Annotated in this window: 15 protein-coding genes; 6 read left to right on the forward strand and 9 right to left on the reverse strand. The window is 69.8% G+C overall.

Features of this window, described 5'->3' with window-relative positions:
• Positions 1–53: 53 nt before the first annotated feature.
• Positions 54–584, forward strand: a complete 531-nt coding sequence (gene ppa / locus MVG78_RS17920) for an inorganic diphosphatase (RefSeq protein WP_247554180.1) — start codon at positions 54–56, stop codon at positions 582–584.
• Between the two features lie 50 nt (positions 585–634).
• Here ppa and MVG78_RS17925 read toward each other — a convergent pair whose 3' ends face one another.
• The 8 genes from MVG78_RS17925 to dnaG form a co-directional block, all read right to left on the reverse strand.
• Positions 635–2206, reverse strand: a complete 1572-nt coding sequence (locus MVG78_RS17925) for a GMC family oxidoreductase (RefSeq protein ID WP_247554182.1) — start codon at positions 2204–2206, stop codon at positions 635–637.
• A gap of 19 nt (positions 2207–2225) precedes the next feature.
• Positions 2226–2774, reverse strand: a complete 549-nt coding sequence (locus tag MVG78_RS17930; protein WP_247554184.1) for a gluconate 2-dehydrogenase subunit 3 family protein — start codon at positions 2772–2774, stop codon at positions 2226–2228.
• A gap of 60 nt (positions 2775–2834) precedes the next feature.
• A complete protein-coding gene (locus tag MVG78_RS17935) occupies positions 2835–3230 on the reverse strand; it encodes a VOC family protein (RefSeq protein ID WP_247554195.1) in 396 nt (131 codons plus the stop codon).
• Positions 3230–3631: a c-type cytochrome gene (locus MVG78_RS17940; protein ID WP_247554197.1), complete on the reverse strand. Its 402-nt coding sequence runs from the start codon at positions 3629–3631 to the stop codon at positions 3230–3232. The genes MVG78_RS17935 and MVG78_RS17940 overlap by 1 nt, the downstream gene beginning before the upstream one ends.
• A 52-nt stretch (positions 3632–3683) precedes the next feature.
• Positions 3684–4037 (reverse strand): ribbon-helix-helix domain-containing protein, encoded by a 354-nt coding sequence (locus MVG78_RS17945; protein ID WP_247554198.1) that lies wholly within the window; start codon positions 4035–4037, stop codon positions 3684–3686.
• Positions 4038–4460: 423 nt separating this feature from the next.
• Positions 4461–5045, reverse strand: a complete 585-nt coding sequence (locus MVG78_RS17950; protein WP_247554200.1) for a GNAT family N-acetyltransferase — start codon at positions 5043–5045, stop codon at positions 4461–4463.
• Between the two features lie 2 nt (positions 5046–5047).
• Positions 5048–6970, reverse strand: a complete 1923-nt coding sequence (gene rpoD / locus MVG78_RS17955) for an RNA polymerase sigma factor RpoD (RefSeq protein WP_247554217.1) — start codon at positions 6968–6970, stop codon at positions 5048–5050.
• 131 nt (positions 6971–7101) lie between these two features.
• Entirely contained in the window at positions 7102–8991 is a 1890-nt protein-coding gene (gene dnaG / locus MVG78_RS17960; RefSeq protein WP_428480825.1) for a DNA primase, read from the reverse strand.
• Positions 8992–9302: 311 nt separating this feature from the next.
• Between dnaG and MVG78_RS17965 the strand changes: the two genes are divergently transcribed.
• Positions 9303–9698, forward strand: coding sequence for a baeRF12 domain-containing protein (locus tag MVG78_RS17965; protein WP_247554221.1), 396 nt, complete (start codon positions 9303–9305; stop codon positions 9696–9698).
• A 47-nt stretch (positions 9699–9745) separates the two neighbouring features.
• Here MVG78_RS17965 and MVG78_RS17970 read toward each other — a convergent pair whose 3' ends face one another.
• Positions 9746–10204, reverse strand: a complete 459-nt coding sequence (locus MVG78_RS17970; RefSeq protein ID WP_247554237.1) for a GatB/YqeY domain-containing protein — start codon at positions 10202–10204, stop codon at positions 9746–9748.
• A 161-nt stretch (positions 10205–10365) separates the two neighbouring features.
• On the opposite strand from MVG78_RS17970, the gene carA reads away from it, so the two are divergent.
• From carA to carB, 4 genes are read left to right on the forward strand one after another with little or no spacing between them, the layout of a single operon-like run.
• Positions 10366–11781 carry a glutamine-hydrolyzing carbamoyl-phosphate synthase small subunit gene (gene carA / locus MVG78_RS17975; RefSeq protein ID WP_247554257.1) on the forward strand — a complete coding sequence of 472 codons (1416 nt, stop codon included), beginning with the start codon at positions 10366–10368 and terminating at the stop codon, positions 11779–11781.
• Positions 11778–12536, forward strand: a complete 759-nt coding sequence (locus MVG78_RS17980) for an SDR family NAD(P)-dependent oxidoreductase (RefSeq protein ID WP_247554260.1) — start codon at positions 11778–11780, stop codon at positions 12534–12536. Before carA ends, MVG78_RS17980 begins: the two co-directional genes overlap by 4 nt.
• 22 nt (positions 12537–12558) lie before the next feature.
• Positions 12559–12825: a hypothetical protein gene (locus MVG78_RS17985; RefSeq protein WP_247554263.1), complete on the forward strand. Its 267-nt coding sequence runs from the start codon at positions 12559–12561 to the stop codon at positions 12823–12825.
• 48 nt (positions 12826–12873) lie between these two features.
• The gene (gene carB, locus MVG78_RS17990) at positions 12874–16119 is read left to right on the forward strand and encodes a carbamoyl-phosphate synthase large subunit (protein ID WP_247554281.1); all 3246 of its coding nucleotides are present in this window, start codon (positions 12874–12876) and stop codon (positions 16117–16119) included.
• The last annotated feature ends 30 nt before the right edge of the window (positions 16120–16149 follow it).

The following is a 16149-nucleotide window of genomic DNA, read 5'->3' on the forward strand; positions in this document are numbered from 1 at the left end:
GGGCCGGGATCACCCCCGGCCGCCTCTTGGCTCCATTCCTCGGCAGGACCCGCATGAACGCCAGCAAGATCCCCCCCGGCAAGGCGCCGCCGCACGACATCAACGTGGTGGTGGAGATCCCGCCGGGCTCGCAGGTGAAGTACGAGCTGGACAAGGACAGCGGCGCCATCGTGGTGGACCGCTTCCTGTTCACCCCCATGGCCTATCCGGCCGCCTATGGCTTCATCCCCGGCACCGTGGCCGATGACGGCGACCCGACCGACGTGCTGGTGCTGACCCCCGCCCCGGTGGTGCCCGGCGCCATGATCCGCGTGCGCCCGATCGGCGTGCTGCTGATGGAGGACGAGGCCGGCCAGGACGAGAAGCTGGTGGCCGTGCCGCACGACAAGATCACCACCCTCTTCACCAATGTGCAGACGGTGGACGACCTGCCGGCCTTGCTGCGCCAGCAGATCGAGCACTTCTTCACCCGCTACAAGGACCTGGAGCCCGGCAAGTGGGTGAAGGTCACCGGCTGGGGCACCAAGGAACAGGCCCTGGCGCTGGTCGAGCGCGGCGTCGCCGCCGCCGGCGAGAGCAAGTAACGGCATCCCGGCCGGGAGTCCCTTGCTCCCCGGCCGGATCGCCACCCCCGCTACACCTCGCCCCGGGACATCCGCCCCGTGAGGTGCTCCGCCTGCCGGATCGCCAGTGCCACGATGGTGAGCGACGGATTGCAGGCCGCGCCGCTGGTGAACTGGCTGCCGTCCGAGACATAGAGATTCGGCAGGTCGTGCGCCTTGCCGTTGCGGTCCACCACGCCATCGCGCGGCTTCTCGCTCATCCGGTTGGTGCCCATGTTGTGGGTGGAGGGATAGGCGGTGGTGTGGAAGACCCGCGTCGCCCCCACCGCGTCATAGATCGCACTGCCCTGGCGGTAGCCGTGCTCGCGCATCGCGATGTCGTTGGCGTGGTCGTCGAAATTCACCCGCGCCACCGGCAGCCCGTGCTTGTCCCGCGCCTTGGGGTCGAGCGTGATGCGGTTGGTCTCCTGCGGCATGTCCTCCCCCACGATCCACATCCCCGCCAGCCGGTCATAGCCGTCCAGCGCCGAGGTGAAGCCGCGCCCCCAGCCGCCGGGGTCCAGGAAGGCCGCCATGAAGGGCACGCCGAGCGAGAGCGTCTCCATCTCGTAGCCGCCGACGAAGCCGCGCTCCGGCCTGTGGTGCGCCTCGTCGCGCACGATGCCGGCCATGGTGGTGCCGCGATACATGTGCACCGGCTTCTCGAACATGCCGTACACGCTGGCGGTCAGGTGCCACATGTAGTTGCGCCCGACCTGGCCGGAGGAGGAATTCGCCATCCCGTCCGGGAACAGGGAGGAGGCGCTGTTCAGCAGCAGCCGCGGGCTCTCGATGGAATTCCCCGCGACGCAAACCACGCGCGCCTTCTGCCGCTGGTGGTTGCCCTGGGCATCGGCATAGACCACGCCCGTCGCCTTGCCCTTCGCGTCGTGCTCGATCTTCAGCACCATGCAGTCCGGCCGCACCTCCAGATTGCCCGTGGCCTCGCCCGCCGGAATCTCGGTGTAGAGGGTGGACCACTTGGCGCCCGACTTGCAGCCCTGGAAGCAGAAGCCGATCTGCTGGCAGCTCCCCCGTCCGGCGCGCGGCTGGCTGTTGATCGCCATGTTGCCCGTATGCACTTCCTGATAGCCGAGCTTCTTCGCCCCGGCCGCCAGAACCTTGAAGTTGTTGTTGCCCGGCAGGCGCGGGATGCCGTTGGTGCCGGTGACGCCCATCTTGTCCTCGGCCCGGGCATAGTAGGGCGCCATCTCCTCCAGCGTGATCGGCCAGTCGAGCAGGTTGGCCCCATCGACCTTGCCATAGGTCGTGCGAGCCTTGAACTCGTAGTCCTGGAAGCGCAGCGAGGCACCGGCCCAGTGCGTGGTGGTGCCGCCCACCGCCTTCACGATCCAGGCCGGCAGGTTCGGGAAGTCCCGCGCCACCCGCCAGGAGCCGGTGGTGGTGCGCATGTCCGTCCAGGCGAGCTGGGCGAAGCTCTCCCACTCGTCGTTGACGAAGTCCTGGATCTCGTAGCGGCTGCCCGCCTCCAGGATCACCACCTTCACGCCCTTCTGCGCCAGCTCGTTGCCGAGCGTGCCGCCACCGGCGCCGGAGCCCACGATCACGACGAGGCTGTCGTCGTTCAGGTCGAAATTCGCCATCTCAAACCCTCCCCGCCGCTCAGGCCGACGGCAGCCAGTCGATGTCGTTGAAGCCCCGGTTGATGTAGCCGCCGTATTCCGCGCTGGACCCCTCGTAGCCGAGCTTGGTCCAGACCTCCTGCTGGTTGTAGAAGGCGACCACGAGATCGGAGCGGACCTTCCGGAAGAAGGGCGTCCGCTCGATTCCATAGAGCAGCGGCAGCCGGTCGCGCTCCCAGTTCAGGCTGAGATAGTCGTTGCCGCCGTAGCGGACGCCGGAATCCGCGTCGAGCCGGTCCACGCCCTCTTCCAGAAGGTTCCGCAGCGCCGTGTCCTTGCCCGCCTTGTCGTCGTAGGGAAGCACGGCGCTGGCATAGAGCCGGTCGGGGATGCGGTCGTGCGGGTAGATGTCCCGCGCCAGCTTCGCCAGCACCACCAGCGTCCGCGGCCGCAGGTTCCGCGCTTCCGCCGCCCAGCTCGCCCCGGCGGTGAAAAACGTGGCCGCCACGGCGGCCGCGGGAACCGCCGTGGCGGCGCCCCGCAGGAAGACCCTGCGCGTGGAGCGCAGCCGCTTGTCCACTTCCCTCATTCTCGTCTCCTCCCTGTGCCGGGGCTGTTTCCGCTGCCTTCGGCCCGTCAGACACTCACATCAGCGGAAGCGGCCCCCCCGCTGCAACACCTCGATCCGGTAGCCATCCGGGTCCTGGACGAAGAAGAACCGCGCCAGCGGCCTGCCCTCGTGCTTCAGCTCCTTCAGCGGCAGCGGCGAGAGGCCCTCGCGCTCGAAGCGCGCATGCTCGGCCTCCAGGTCCTCCACCGAGACGGCGAGATGGCCGTAGCCGTCGCCGAGCTGGTAGGGCTCCGTCCGGCCGTCGTTGACCGTCAGCTCCAGCTCGAACTCGCTGTCCGGGTTGCTCAGATAGATCAGCGTGAAGCCGTCGAAGGCCAGCCGCTCCGCCACCTCCAGCCCGAAGGCACGGCGATAGAAGTCGAGCGAGCGCGCCTCGTCGCGCACCCGGATCATGCTGTGGATGGGCTTGGCCATCAGTTCCCCTCTTTCAGCCAGTCGATGATCGCCCCGCGGATGGCGGGGTTGGCTTGCCGATACGGCATCACCGAGCCGGGCACGAGCTTGGCGCTGTCCGCCAGCCAGGCATCCAGGGTCGCGGCATCCCAGCGGATCTCCGAACCCGCCAGGGCGGGCGAGTAGCGGAAGCCCTCCTGCTTGCCGGCCACGCGGCCGACCACGCCGTGCAGGTTCGGCCCCTGCCGGTTCGGCTCGCCAGCCCCGGCGGTGTGGCAGACGCCGCATTGCCGCTTGAACAGCGTCGCCCCGTCAGGGGCCGCCGGCGCCTGCGCCCGCCCTGCCCCCGGGGCCATGAGCACGGCCAGGAGGGCCGCGAGGCAGGCCGCCACCGAAAGGGCGCCCGGCGCCCGGATTTCCATGCGTCTCATTCCGCCGGGAAGACTAGGGCCCGGCGGCGGGGCGCGGGTGGTATCAGGCTATAGCGTAGTCGCGCAGCCCGTTTTGCCGCAGCCGGGGCTTTGCCGTCCCATCCGCCACCCCATCGGCCAAGCTGGGATCATGCCCCTGCCGCCGCATCAGCCACAGGGTGCAGGTCACCCGCAGCAGCGAGGCGAAGTTCCCGACCTCCCCGCGGCGCTCCAGCACCTCGTCATGCAGGCTGGAGACGAAGCGCCCCACCGTGCTGCCTTCCGCGGCCGCGATCTGTCCGAGGATGTCCCAGAAGGCGGATTCCAGGCGGATGCTGGTACAGTGCCCGTTCAGACGCACGGCCCGCGTTTCGCAGGCATAGGTCTCGGGCTCCTGGGATGCGTAGAGATTGCACATGGACGCGGCGCTCCTGCTGGCCCGGGCCCGTTTCCGGCCCTTGGCCCGTCATCCTGACGTGAGGCGCGGCGGATGCAACGCAAGACCTGTCATGGGCGGAAGCACGGCGGATGAGAAATCCGTCATCCGGGTCTGGCGCGGGGTGGTGGTCCTGTCCTCGCATCCGCCGTCCGGAGAAAATATCCTCCCCCGATCCCCGATCCCCGATCCCCGATCCCCAGGCCAGCCGTGCCATCGTCGAGGAGCGCCGCCACCGTCGTCCGCTCCCAGGTCCGGGGCACGCAGCCTCCTCGCGGGCAAAGGGAGGGCCAGGGCGTGGCCCGCCGGGGGGGGAACAGGGAAGAGGAGGCCCCGCCCGCCCGTGGCGGCAACAGGATCTCGCGCCGGACAGCACCGCCGGAACGGGCTTGGCCGCTGGCGCCCTCAGCCCCGCCCGCGCAGCCAGGACGGCACGGAAAGCCCGGCGGAATCCGGCACGGGCCATTCCTCCCGCACCCGGCGCAGCGGCACGAAGCCCGCCGCGACATAGTTCGGCAGCGCGCGCGGATGGTCGGCGGTGCAGGTGTTCACCGTCAGCACGTCGCAGCCCTCGCCCCAGGCCGTGTCCACCGCATGGCGGAGGAAGGCCTTGCCCAGCCCCTGCCCCACCGCATGCGGCATCAGCCCGAAATAGGACAGGTTGATGCCACGGTTCGCCCGCCGCTCCAGCTCGTAGAAGCCCGCCGGCTCCCCGTCGCGATAGAGCACGTGGATGGAGATGGCGGGGCTGGCCAGGACCTCCCGCAGATGGCTGTCCGGCACGGTGCGCCGGAACCACCAGAGATATTCCCCACCCACCGTGTCGTAGAGATAGCGGTAGAAGGGCACCGTGCAGCGCGCCGCCCGCTCCACCCGCACCTCCCCGGGAAGGGGCCGCGCGGGGGTGGCGGGCGGGCGGTCCATGCGCAGGAAGGTGACTTCCACCGTCACCGGCGTGATGCCATGCGGCCCCAGCGCGCGGACCGACATCCTCAGCTGTCCAGGAAGGAGCGCAGCTTCCGGCTCCGGCTCGGGTGCTTGAGCTTGCGCAGCGCCTTCGCCTCGATCTGCCGGATGCGCTCGCGCGTCACGTTGAACTGCTGCCCGACCTCCTCCAGCGTGTGGTCGGTGTTCATGCCGATGCCGAAGCGCATGCGCAGCACGCGCTCCTCGCGCGGCGTCAGGCTCGACAGCACCCGCGTCGTGGCCTCGCGCAGGTTGGTCTGGATCGCGGCGTCCAGCGGGATGATGGCCGCCTTGTCCTCGATGAAGTCGCCGAGATGGCTGTCCTCCTCGTCGCCGATCGGCGTCTCCAGGGAGATCGGCTCCTTGGCGATCTTGAGGACCTTGCGCACCTTCTCCAGCGGCATGCCGAGCTTCTCGGCCAGCTCCTCCGGCTGCGGCTCCCGCCCGATCTCGTGCAGCATCTGGCGGCTGGTGCGGACCAGCTTGTTGATCGTCTCGATCATGTGCACGGGGATGCGGATGGTCCGCGCCTGGTCGGCGATGGAGCGGGTGATCGCCTGCCGGATCCACCAGGTCGCGTAGGTCGAGAACTTGTAGCCGCGGCGGTATTCGAACTTATCGACCGCCTTCATCAGGCCGATATTGCCCTCCTGGATCAGGTCCAGGAACTGCAGGCCGCGATTCGTGTACTTCTTGGCGATGGAGATCACGAGGCGCAGGTTGGCCTCGATCATCTCCTTCTTCGCCTGGGTCATGTCGCGCTCGCCACGGCTCACCGTGGCGTAGACGCGCTTGAACTCCGCCACCGGCAGGCCGGTCTGGTTGGCGGTCTTGGCGATCTCGGCGCGCACCGCCTCGACATCGTCGCGGCTCTTGGCGACGAAGGCCTTCCAGTACTTGCCCGGCAGGTTGTTCACCCGGTCCATCCAGCCCGGGTCCAGCTCGTTGCCGCTCCAGTGCTGCAGGAAGTCCTCGCGCTTGACCTTGGAGGCCAGGGCCATGCGCATCACCTGGCCCTCGAAGGTCGTCAGGCGCCGGTTCAGCCCCTTGAGCTGATCCACCAGCTCCTCGATGCGGTTGTTGTGCAGCCGCACCTTCTCGATCAGCGCCACCAGCTCGACGCGCTGCTTCTCATAGGTCTTCTCGGAACGGCCGTTCAGGTCGTCGCCGGCCGTGTAAGCCTCCATGCGCTTGCTCGACAGCTTGTCGAGCTTGCCCAGGGTCTCCTCGATGGCCTCGAAATTGGCCAGGACCTCGGGGCGCAGCTTCTCCTCCAGCGCGGAGAGGGACAGGCCGATGCCCTCGCCCTCCTCGCCTTCCTCGACCTCCTCGACCTCGGCCGGCGGCGGCGCGTCGCTGTCGCCCGCAGCGGTTGCCTCCAGGTCGATCACGTCGCGCAGCAGCATGCGCCCGGCCTTGATGTCCTCGTACCAGCCGAGGATGGCCTTGAAGGTCAGCGGGCTCTCGCAGAGCCCGCCGATCATCATGTCGCGCCCGGCCTCGATGCGCTTGGCGATGGCGATCTCGCCCTCGCGCGACAGCAGCTCGACGCTGCCCATCTCGCGCAGGTACATCCGCACCGGATCGTCGGTGCGGCCCATCGTCTCCTCGTTGACGTTGCCGCCGGCCTCCTCGTCCTCGGCCTCGGCGCCCTCCTCCTCCTCGGTGGCGGCCTTCTTCTCGGCCACCTCCTCCTCGGCGCCGTCCTCGGCCTCGACGACGTTGATGCCCGCCTCGTTCAGCATGGCCATCGTGTCCTCGATCAGCTCGGAGGACACCTGCTCGGAAGGCAGCGCCTGGTTGAACTCGTCGATGGTGATGTAGCCGCGCTCCTTGCCCCGGGCGATCAGCTTCTTCACCATCGAGGTCACCGCATCGAGGAGCACGCCCTCGACCTGCTCGTCGCGGTTCTCGGTCGTTTCCGTCCCGTTCGCGGTCTTCGTCGCCATTCCGAGCCTCCGAAAGGCGCGGAGCCCCGGCACCTGACCGCCGGGGACACCCACGCAAATTGCCTCTACCCTACAGGACCCGCCCGCTCCCCGGCCGCCGCGCGCGGCTCACGGGGGGATGGGTCCAATCCTCACAGCCCGTCCAGGCCGGTCTCCCCGCGCTGGACGGCGTCCAACGCCTCCTTCAGACGGTAGGCCCGCCGCTCGGCCGCCGGATCGTTCGTCGCGATCCAGTCCTCCAGAGCCAGGCGCCGGTCCTCGATCAAGGCGTCCTTTCCCCGCAGCAGGGCATAGAAGTGCCACCACGCGGCCAAAACCTCCGCCGGCTGGGCCTCCGGCCGCGCCGCCGCCGGCAATCCGGTCGCGCGCGTCGCCCAGGCATGGGCCTCCCCCAGCTCAGCCGCGTGCAGGTGGGCGAGCAGAGTCGCGCTGTCAAGCGTTCGTGAGCCCCCCGGGGAGGAGCCATGCCAGCCGAGCAATCCCTGCCGCAAGGCGTGGCAGGGGCCGGGCGGCAGTTCCAGCAGGGCGCAGGCCTCCTCCACCTCGTCCAGCACCCAGGGATGGGCGAGGATGATCGCCATCAGGCAACGCGCCTGTTCCAGCCGCGCGGCATCGGCATCCACCGGCCGGCGCTCGATCCGCACCGGCGGCGGGCGGCCGAAGCGGGCGCCATTCCGCCCGCCCTGCCAGCCCCCTTCCCCGCCCCGCCTCGCGGTGGGAGCGGCACCAGGGCCCCCGCCGGGGGCGAAGCCGGGCCGGTTGCGCGACCGGGTGGCGAAGAAGCGGTCGAACAGGGCCGAGCGGTATTCCGAGGCCAGGGCCTTGTCCGGGATCTTCGCCGCCGCGGCCGCGAGGTCGTTGCGCAGCGCCGCGCGCTGCTCCGGCGTGCCCGAGGAGCGGCCGGCATCCAGGATGTCGTAGAGCGATTCGTGCAGCGGCCGCGCCTTGTCCAGCACCGCCTGGAAGGCGGCCGGCCCCTGCTTCAGCACCAGCGTGTCGGGGTCCTCCCCCGCCGGCAGGGTGGCGAAGCGCAGGGAACGTTCGGGCGAGAGCAGCGGCAGCGCGATCTCGGCCGTGCGGGCCGCCGCGCGCGCCCCGGCCGCGTCGCCGTCGAAGCAGAGGACCGGTTCGGGAGACGCTCTCCACATCTCCCCCAGTTGGTCTTCCGTCAGCGCGGTTCCCAGGGGGGCCACGGCGCCGTCGAAGCCCGCCTGGTGCAGGGCGATCACATCCATGTAACCCTCCACCGCCACGAGCACCCGGCCCCGGAACGCCGCCTCCCGCGCCAGATCGAAGCCGTAGAGGTTGCGCCGCTTCGAGAAGAGTTCGGTTTCCGGCCCGTTCAGGTATTTCGGCTGCCCGTCGCCCAGGATGCGGCCGCCGAAGGAGACGATCCGCCCCCGCCGGTCGCGGATGGGGAACATGACGCGGTTGAAGAAGAAGCCGCTGTATCCGCCGTCACGTTCGTTGGCCCGCAGCAGCCCGGTCTCGGCCAGCCGCGCCGCCTCCACCCCCAGTTCCTTCATCGCCGCCGCCAGCGCCCCGCGCGAGGAGCCGGACCAGCCCAGGCCGAAGCGGTCGATCGTGTCCTCGCTCAGCCCCCGGCGGCGCAGGTAGTCCAGCGCCTCCCGCCCCTCGGCCTCGCGCAGCCAGCGGCGCATCACGCCGCAGGCCGCCTCCATGACCTCGTGCAGGTCGCGCGCCCGGGCCTCCCGCTCCACCTGGCGGGGGCTTTCCCTGGGTACTTCCAGCCCGGCCTCGCCCGCCAGCCGCTCCACCGCGTCACGGAAGCTCGCCCCCTCCGTGCCCATGACGAAGGACAGGGCATCGCCATGCGCGCCACAGCCGAAGCAGTGGTAGTGGTCGTCATAGACATAGAAGGAGGGCGTCTTCTCGTTGTGGAAGGGGCAGCACCCTTTCCACTGGCGCCCGTTGCGCGTGAGCTTGACCCGCCGCCCCACCAGGGAGGGCAGCGGCGTCCGGGCGCGGAGTTCTTCCAGAAAGGCGGGCGGGAGGGCGATCGCCTCCTCCTTTGCGGGTCGTCGTTGCGGATCGGCCTCTATAGTAGGTTTATCGTAGGTTTTGACCTACGAGGCGCAGCCGGGTTCAGACCCGCCTGGGCTGCACCGCCCCGTGCAGGTCGGATCAGCCTCTATAGTAGGCTTGTCGTAGGTTTTGACCTACGGGGCGCAGTCAGGTTCAGCCTCGTCCGGCTTGCACCACCGCCTCCGAAAACCGCCAGCCCGCCCCAGCTTTCGCCCCGCTGCCGCGTTGTGTGCGGGTGGCCGGGGCACCCCGCCCGGTCCGCGCGGCAAGATAACGGAGGCGCCACATGGCCCTGGAAATTCCCCACAACGCCCTGATCCTGGTAGCCGACGGCGCCAAGGCGCTGCTGCTCCGCAACACCGGGCGCAATGGCGAGATCACCCTGCGCGAGGAAAGCCGCCTTTCCCCCGATTTCGGCGCACAGGGCCCGTCCGGCGCCCGCCCCGAGGACCAGTCGCCCAAGGAGACCGGCGAGGCCACCTTCGCCAAGCAGATCGCCCAGACGCTCCAGGCCATGAAGCTCCAGAACGGCTTCGAAGCCCTGGTGGTGGTGGCCGACCCGCAGACCCTGGGGCAGCTTCGCGAGGCGATGCACAAGGCGGTCGAGTCGAGCGTCGTGAAGTCGCTGGACAAGGACCTGACCGGCCACACGCCGGAGGAGATCGCCGCGGCGCTGCGCTGAATCCTGCGGGGAAAAGGCGGCCCAGCCGCCTTTTCCGGGAAGGCCGGTCAGCCGCCCAGCTTCGCCTTCACGATCGGGCCGACCTTGGCCATGTCCAGCGTGGCCGCGTGTTTCGCCTTCAGCGCCGCCATCACCTTGCCCATCTCCTTGATGGAGCCGGCCCCGGTCTCGGCGATCGCCGCCTCCACCGCCGCCGTGGTCGCGGCCTCATCCATCTGCTGCGGCAGGAAGCCCTCGATCACCGCGATCTCGGCCTCCTCCTTCGCCGCCAGTTCGGGACGGTTGCCCTGGCGGTACATCTCCACGCTCTCGCGCCGGCTCTTCGCCATGCCGCGCAGCATGGCGACGATCTGCTCGTCCGGCACCTTGTCCACGCCCGAGGGGCGCGCGGCGATGTCGGTGTCCTTCAGCTTCGCCATGATCATGCGCAGCGTGGAGGTGCGGGCGGCATCGCCCGCGCGCATGGAGGCCTTGAGTTCCTCAGTGAATCGGCTGCGAAGGTCCATCAGGCCCTCTCCTTCCTGTTCTGGCGTCATCCGGCCGGCCCCCGTGCCGGACGGGCGGAAACTTCCCACCCGCTCGCCGGGAAAACGGTGTTGGGAAATTTCTTCCCAGGCTCACGCGGGATTTCTTTGACTTGGGAAACCACTTCCCAGATAACCCCGCCATGCGTTCCGTGGAAGAGATCATCCGCCTCGCGGGCGGGGCGGAGGCCGTGGCCCAGCGCTGCGGCGTGGGCGGCGAGGCCGTCCGCAAGTGGCGCCAGGCCCGCGCCATCCCGCCCAAGCACTGGCCCGCCCTGATCGCCGCCACCGGCCTGTCCTTCGGGGACATGCCGGGCGCCTCCGTGGCCACCCCGGCCGATCCCGCCACGCCGCCCCCCTCCCCCGTCCTCGCGGAGCCCTCCATGCCCGAAGCCGCCGACACCCCGCCCGCCGGCGCGACCGCCTGCATTGTCCTGATGGACGGCACGGTCTTCTGGGGCCGAGGCTTCGGCGCCGCCGGGACCCGGGCGGGCGAGATCTGCTTCAACACCGGGCTGACGGGCTATCAGGAAACCCTGACCGACCCCTCCTATGCCGGGCAGATCATCACCTTCACCTTCCCCCATATCGGGAATGTCGGCGCCAATGCCGAGGATGTGGAGACCATCACCCCCGCCGCCCTCGGCCTGATCACCAAGGCCGATGTCACCGAGCCCTCCAACTACCGCGCCCAGCGCCACCTGGACGACTGGCTGAAGAGCTTCGGCATCCCCGGCATCGCCGGGGTGGACACGCGCGCGCTGACCATCCGCATCCGTGACGGCGGCCCGCCCAACGGCGTCATCTGCCACGCGCCCGATGGCCGCTTCGACCTCGCCGCGCTGCGCGCCCAGGCCGCCGGCTGGCCGGGGCTGGAGGGCATGGACCTCGCGAAGGAGGTGTCCTGCCAGCAGTCCTACCGCTGGGAGGAAGGGCTCTGGCGCTGGAACCAGGGCTATGAGGCCAGCCCGGCGAAGCGCCACAAGGTCGTGGCCGTGGACTACGGCGCCAAGCGCAACATCCTGCGCTGCCTGGCCGATGCCGGCTGCGACGTCACCGTGGTCCCCGCCACCGCCACGGCGGAGGAGATCCTGCGCCACGGGCCGGACGGCGTCTTCCTCTCCAACGGCCCCGGCGACCCGGCGGCGACTGGCGAATACGCCGTGCCCGCCATCCGCGGCGTGCTGGAGAAGCAGGTCCCCGTCTTCGGCATCTGCCTCGGCCACCAGCTCCTCGCCCTGGCGCTCGGCGCCCGCACCTACAAGCTGGACCGCGGCCATCGCGGCGCCAACCAGCCGGTGAAGGACCTCGCCACCGGCAAGGTCGAGATCACCTCGCAGAACCACGGCTTCGCGGTGGACGAGAAGAGCCTGCCCGAGGGGGTGAAGGTCACCCATGTCTCGCTCTTCGACGGCTCCAACGAAGGCATCGCCTGCGAGGCGAAGCGCGCCTTCTCCGTCCAGTACCATCCCGAGGCCTCGCCCGGCCCCTCCGACAGCCACTATCTCTTCCACCGCTTCACCGCGCTGATCGAGAACGTGAAGGGGAAGGCGGCATGACCGCCCTCTTCGACCTCGCCGGCCGCACCGCCATCGTCACCGGCGGCAATGGCGGGATCGGCCTCGGCATGGCGCGCGGCCTCGCTGCCTGCGGCGCCCGCGTCGCCGTGGTGGGCCGCAACGCGGAAAAGAACGCCGCTGCCGCCGCGGCGCTCGGCGGCGGGGCCTTCGCCCTCCAGGCCGACCTCGCCGAGCCCGGCAGCGCCGACCGCGTGGTGGCCGAGGTGGTGGCCCGCGCCGGCGGCCTCGCCATCCTGGTCAATAATGCGGGCACCAATATCCGCCGCCTGCCGCAGGATGTGTCGGACGAGGACTGGTACGCCGTCATGGACGCCAACCTCACCAGCGCCATGCGGATGAGCCGCGCCGCCTATCCGCATCTCAGGGCCTCCGGCCATGGGCGGGTGATCTCGATCGGCTCGATGATGTCGATCTTCGGCCTGCCGCTCTCCCCCGCCTATGGCGCCAGCAAGGGCGGCATCGTGCAGTACATGCGCTCCCTCGCCGTGGCCTGGGGGCCGGACGGGATCACCGCCAACGCCATCCTGCCCGGCTGGATCGAGACCGAGCTGACCGCCGGCGCCAAGCGCGACATGCCCGACCTGAACGACCGCGTCCTGGCCCGCACGCCGCAGAAGCGCTGGGGCCTGCCGGGCGACTTCGCCGGCATCGCCGCCTTCCTGGCCAGCGACGCCGCCGCCTTCGTCACCGGCACGGCCATCCCGGTGGATGGCGGGCTGTCGGTGCACGGCTGAGGCACGGGGCAGGCCACCCGCCATGATGCTCCCCGCCCTCCTCCTGCTGGCCTGCCTCGCCTGCATGGGGCTGAGCTATGGGTTGTGGCGGGCCTTCCTGCGCGCCGGGCGGCCCGGCCACCCGATGGCCATGGCCCTCCTCGCCTCGCTGCTGGTCTCGGGGCTGCTGCTCTGGCTGTTCCGCGACCGCGCGCCGCCGAACCTGCCGGTGAACGGGCTGACCGAGGCGCTCTACATCGCCTGCCTGCTCAACATCCCCGCCGCCATCCTGCTGACCTGGCGCCGCTGACCGCGCGCGCCCCCGAAACGCCAGACCCTCCGGACGAAGCCCCCGACCATGCCGAAGCGCACAGACATCCAGTCCATCATGATCATCGGCGCCGGTCCCATCGTGATCGGCCAGGCCTGCGAGTTCGACTATTCCGGCGCCCAGGCCTGCAAGGCGCTGCGTGCCGAGGGCTACCGGGTGATCCTGGTGAACTCCAACCCGGCCACGATCATGACCGATCCCGGGCTGGCGGACGCCACCTATATCGAGCCGATCACGGTCGAGGTGGTGGAGAAGATCATCGCCAAGGAGCGGCCGGACGCGATCCTGCCGACCATGGGCGGGCAGACCGCGCTGAACACGGCGCTGAAGCTGGCCGAGGCCGGGGTGCTGGAGAAGTATGGCTGCGAACTGATCGGCGCCAAGGCCGAGGTGATCGACAAGGCCGAGGACCGGCTGAAGTTCCGCGACGCCATGACCAGGATCGGCATCGAGAGCCCGCGCTCCCACATCGCCCATACGATGGAGGAGGCGCGCGCCGGGCTGGAGATGGTCAAGCTGCCCTGCGTCATCCGCCCCTCCTTCACCCTGGGCGGCACGGGCGGCGGCATCGCCTACAACAAGGAGGAGTTCGAGCAGATCGTCTCCGCCGGCCTCGCCGCCTCCATGACCACCGAGGTGCTGATCGAGGAGAGCGTGCTGGGCTGGAAGGAGTACGAGATGGAGGTGGTCCGCGACAGCGCGGACAACTGCATCATCGTCTGCTCCATCGAGAACCTGGACCCGATGGGCGTCCACACGGGCGATTCCGTGACCGTCGCCCCCGCGCTGACGCTGACGGACAAGGAATACCAGCGCATGCGCGATGCCAGCATCGCCTGCCTGCGCGAGATCGGCGTCGATACCGGCGGCTCCAACGTGCAGTTCGGCGTGAACCCCGCCGACGGGCGCATGGTGGTGATCGAGATGAACCCGCGCGTCTCGCGCTCCTCGGCGCTGGCCTCCAAGGCCACCGGCTTCCCGATCGCCAAGATCGCCGCGAAGCTCGCCGTCGGCTACACGCTGGACGAGCTGAAGAATGACATCACCATGGTGACGCCGGCCGCCTTCGAGCCGACCATCGACTATGTGGTGGTGAAGATCCCGCGCTTCACCTTCGAGAAGTTCCCCGGCACCCCGCCGACGCTGACCACCTCGATGAAGTCGGTGGGTGAGGCCATGGCCATCGGCCGCTCCTTCGGCGAGGCGCTGCAGAAGGGCCTGCGCTCGCTGGAGACCGGCCTCTCCGGCCTGGACGAGATCGCCGCGCCGGGCGACGGCTCGGTGGAGGCCTATATCGCCGCCCTTTCCACCCCCACGCCCGACCGCTCGCTGACCGTGGCCCAGGCCTTCCGCGCCGGCCTCTCGGTCGAGGAGATCCACCGCGCCTGCCGCTTCGACCCCTGGTTCCTGCGCGAGATCGAGAAGATCGTGCGCGCCGAGGAGGAGATCCGCGCCAAGGGCCTGCCGCGCGAGGCGGGCGCGCTGCGCCGGGTGAAGGCCATGGGCTTCTCCGACCGGCGCCTCGCGGCGCTGACCGGCTCGACCGAGGCCGCGGTGACGCAGCAGCGCCTGGCCCTGGGCGTCACCCCGGTCTTCAAGCGGATCGACACCTGCGCGGCGGAATTCGCCTCCAACACCGCCTATATGTACTCGACCTATGAGGGCGGCTTCGGCACCCCTTCCTGCGAGGCCGATCCCTCCGGCCGGCGGAAGATCGTCATCCTCGGCGGCGGTCCCAACCGCATCGGCCAGGGCATCGAGTTCGACTACTGCTGCGTCCATGCCGCCTATGCGCTGAAGGAGGCCGGGTTCGAGACCATCATGGTCAACTGCAACCCGGAGACCGTCTCCACCGACTACGACACCTCCGACCGCCTCTATTTCGAGCCGCTGACCGCCGAGGACGTCATCTCCCTGATCCGCAAGGAGCAGGAGAAGGGCGAGGTGCTGGGCTGCATCGTGCAGTATGGCGGCCAGACCCCGCTCAAGCTCTCCCAGGCGCTGAGCAAGGCGGGCATCCCGATCCTGGGCACCTCCGCCGAGGCCATCGACATCGCCGAGGACCGCGAGCGCTTCCAGCACCTGCTCCAGGGCCTGGGGCTCAAGCAGCCCTCCAACGGCACCGCCCGCACGCTGGAGGAAGCCGCTGCCGAGGCCGAGCGCATCGGCTACCCGGTCGTGGTCCGCCCCTCCTACGTGCTCGGCGGCCGCGCCATGGAGATCGCCCATGACCGCACGCAGCTCATGCGCTTCGGCGCGGAGGCGGTGAAGGTCTCGGGCGAGAACCCGATCCTGATCGACCAGTACCTTTCCGACGCGATCGAGGTCGATGTGGACTGCATCGCCGACGCCGAGGGCAATGTCTATGTCGCCGGCGTCATGGAGCATATCGAGGAGGCGGGTATCCATTCCGGCGACAGCGCCTGCTCGCTGCCGCCCTACTCGCTCTCCCCGGCCATCATCACCGAGCTCAAGGCCGAGACCGAGGCCATGGCCCGGGCGCTCAGGGTCCGCGGCCTGATGAACGTGCAGTATGCCGTGAAGGGCAACGAGATCTACGTGCTGGAGGTCAACCCGCGCGCCTCCCGCACCGTGCCCTTCGTCGCCAAGGCCACCGGCGTGCCGGTGGCCAAGATCGGCGCCCGCGTCATGGCCGGGGCGAAGCTCTCCGAGTTCCGTCTCGACGACGACGCCATCTCCCGCCATGTCGCGGTCAAGGAAGCGGTCTTCCCCTTCTCCCGCTTCCCGAACGTGGACGTCATCCTGGGCCCGGAGATGAAGTCCACCGGCGAGGTGATGGGCCTCGACCACTCCTTCGAGCGCGCCTTCCTCAAGTCCCAGATGGGCGCCGGGGTGAAGCTGCCGGAAAGCGGCACCGCCTTCCTTTCGGTCCGCGACGGCGACAAGGCCGCCATGGTCTCCCTGGGCCGCCGCCTGGTGGAGATGGGCTTCAGCCTCGCCGCCACCCGGGGCACGGCCAACCGGCTGCGCGAGGCCGGGCTGCCCGTCACCGAGGTCAAGAAGGTGCTGGAAGGCCGCCCCAACTGCGTGGACGCCATGAAGTCGGGCGAGATCCAGCTCGTGATCAACACCTCCGGCTCCGGCCAGGCGGTCTCGGACAGCTTCGACATCCGCCGCTCGGCGCTCACCCACGGCATCCCCCACTACACCACCGTGGCGGGCGCCCGGGCCGCCGTGCACGCCATCGCGGCGCTGCGCGCGGGAGTGCTTGATGTGGCTCCGTTGCAGTCCTATTTTGCATCTTCGTTCTGAGACATCGGGGCGGGTCTGGCTTCCTGGCCA

Source organism: Roseomonas gilardii subsp. gilardii (assembly GCF_023078375.1).
GTDB lineage: Bacteria > Pseudomonadota > Alphaproteobacteria > Acetobacterales > Acetobacteraceae > Roseomonas > Roseomonas gilardii.

What these genes read in the sequence shown, in the direction of transcription:
- MVG78_RS17935 (WP_247554195.1), bottom strand. Translation starts at nt 3,230, where the DNA reads ATGGCCAAGCCCATCCACAGCATGATCCGGGTGCGCGACGAGGCGCGC.
- carA (WP_247554257.1), top strand. Translation starts at nt 10,366, where the DNA reads ATGCGTTCCGTGGAAGAGATCATCCGCCTCGCGGGCGGGGCGGAGGCC.
- MVG78_RS17985 (WP_247554263.1), top strand. Translation starts at nt 12,559, where the DNA reads ATGATGCTCCCCGCCCTCCTCCTGCTGGCCTGCCTCGCCTGCATGGGG.
- MVG78_RS17925 (WP_247554182.1), bottom strand. Translation starts at nt 2,206, where the DNA reads ATGGCGAATTTCGACCTGAACGACGACAGCCTCGTCGTGATCGTGGGC.
- MVG78_RS17945 (WP_247554198.1), bottom strand. Translation starts at nt 4,037, where the DNA reads ATGTGCAATCTCTACGCATCCCAGGAGCCCGAGACCTATGCCTGCGAA.
- MVG78_RS17970 (WP_247554237.1), bottom strand. Translation starts at nt 10,204, where the DNA reads ATGGACCTTCGCAGCCGATTCACTGAGGAACTCAAGGCCTCCATGCGC.
- carB (WP_247554281.1), top strand. Translation starts at nt 12,874, where the DNA reads ATGCCGAAGCGCACAGACATCCAGTCCATCATGATCATCGGCGCCGGT.
- MVG78_RS17950 (WP_247554200.1), bottom strand. Translation starts at nt 5,045, where the DNA reads ATGTCGGTCCGCGCGCTGGGGCCGCATGGCATCACGCCGGTGACGGTG.
- MVG78_RS17980 (WP_247554260.1), top strand. Translation starts at nt 11,778, where the DNA reads ATGACCGCCCTCTTCGACCTCGCCGGCCGCACCGCCATCGTCACCGGC.
- ppa (WP_247554180.1), top strand. Translation starts at nt 54, where the DNA reads ATGAACGCCAGCAAGATCCCCCCCGGCAAGGCGCCGCCGCACGACATC.
- MVG78_RS17965 (WP_247554221.1), top strand. Translation starts at nt 9,303, where the DNA reads ATGGCCCTGGAAATTCCCCACAACGCCCTGATCCTGGTAGCCGACGGC.
- rpoD (WP_247554217.1), bottom strand. Translation starts at nt 6,970, where the DNA reads ATGGCGACGAAGACCGCGAACGGGACGGAAACGACCGAGAACCGCGAC.
- MVG78_RS17940 (WP_247554197.1), bottom strand. Translation starts at nt 3,631, where the DNA reads ATGGAAATCCGGGCGCCGGGCGCCCTTTCGGTGGCGGCCTGCCTCGCG.
- MVG78_RS17930 (WP_247554184.1), bottom strand. Translation starts at nt 2,774, where the DNA reads ATGAGGGAAGTGGACAAGCGGCTGCGCTCCACGCGCAGGGTCTTCCTG.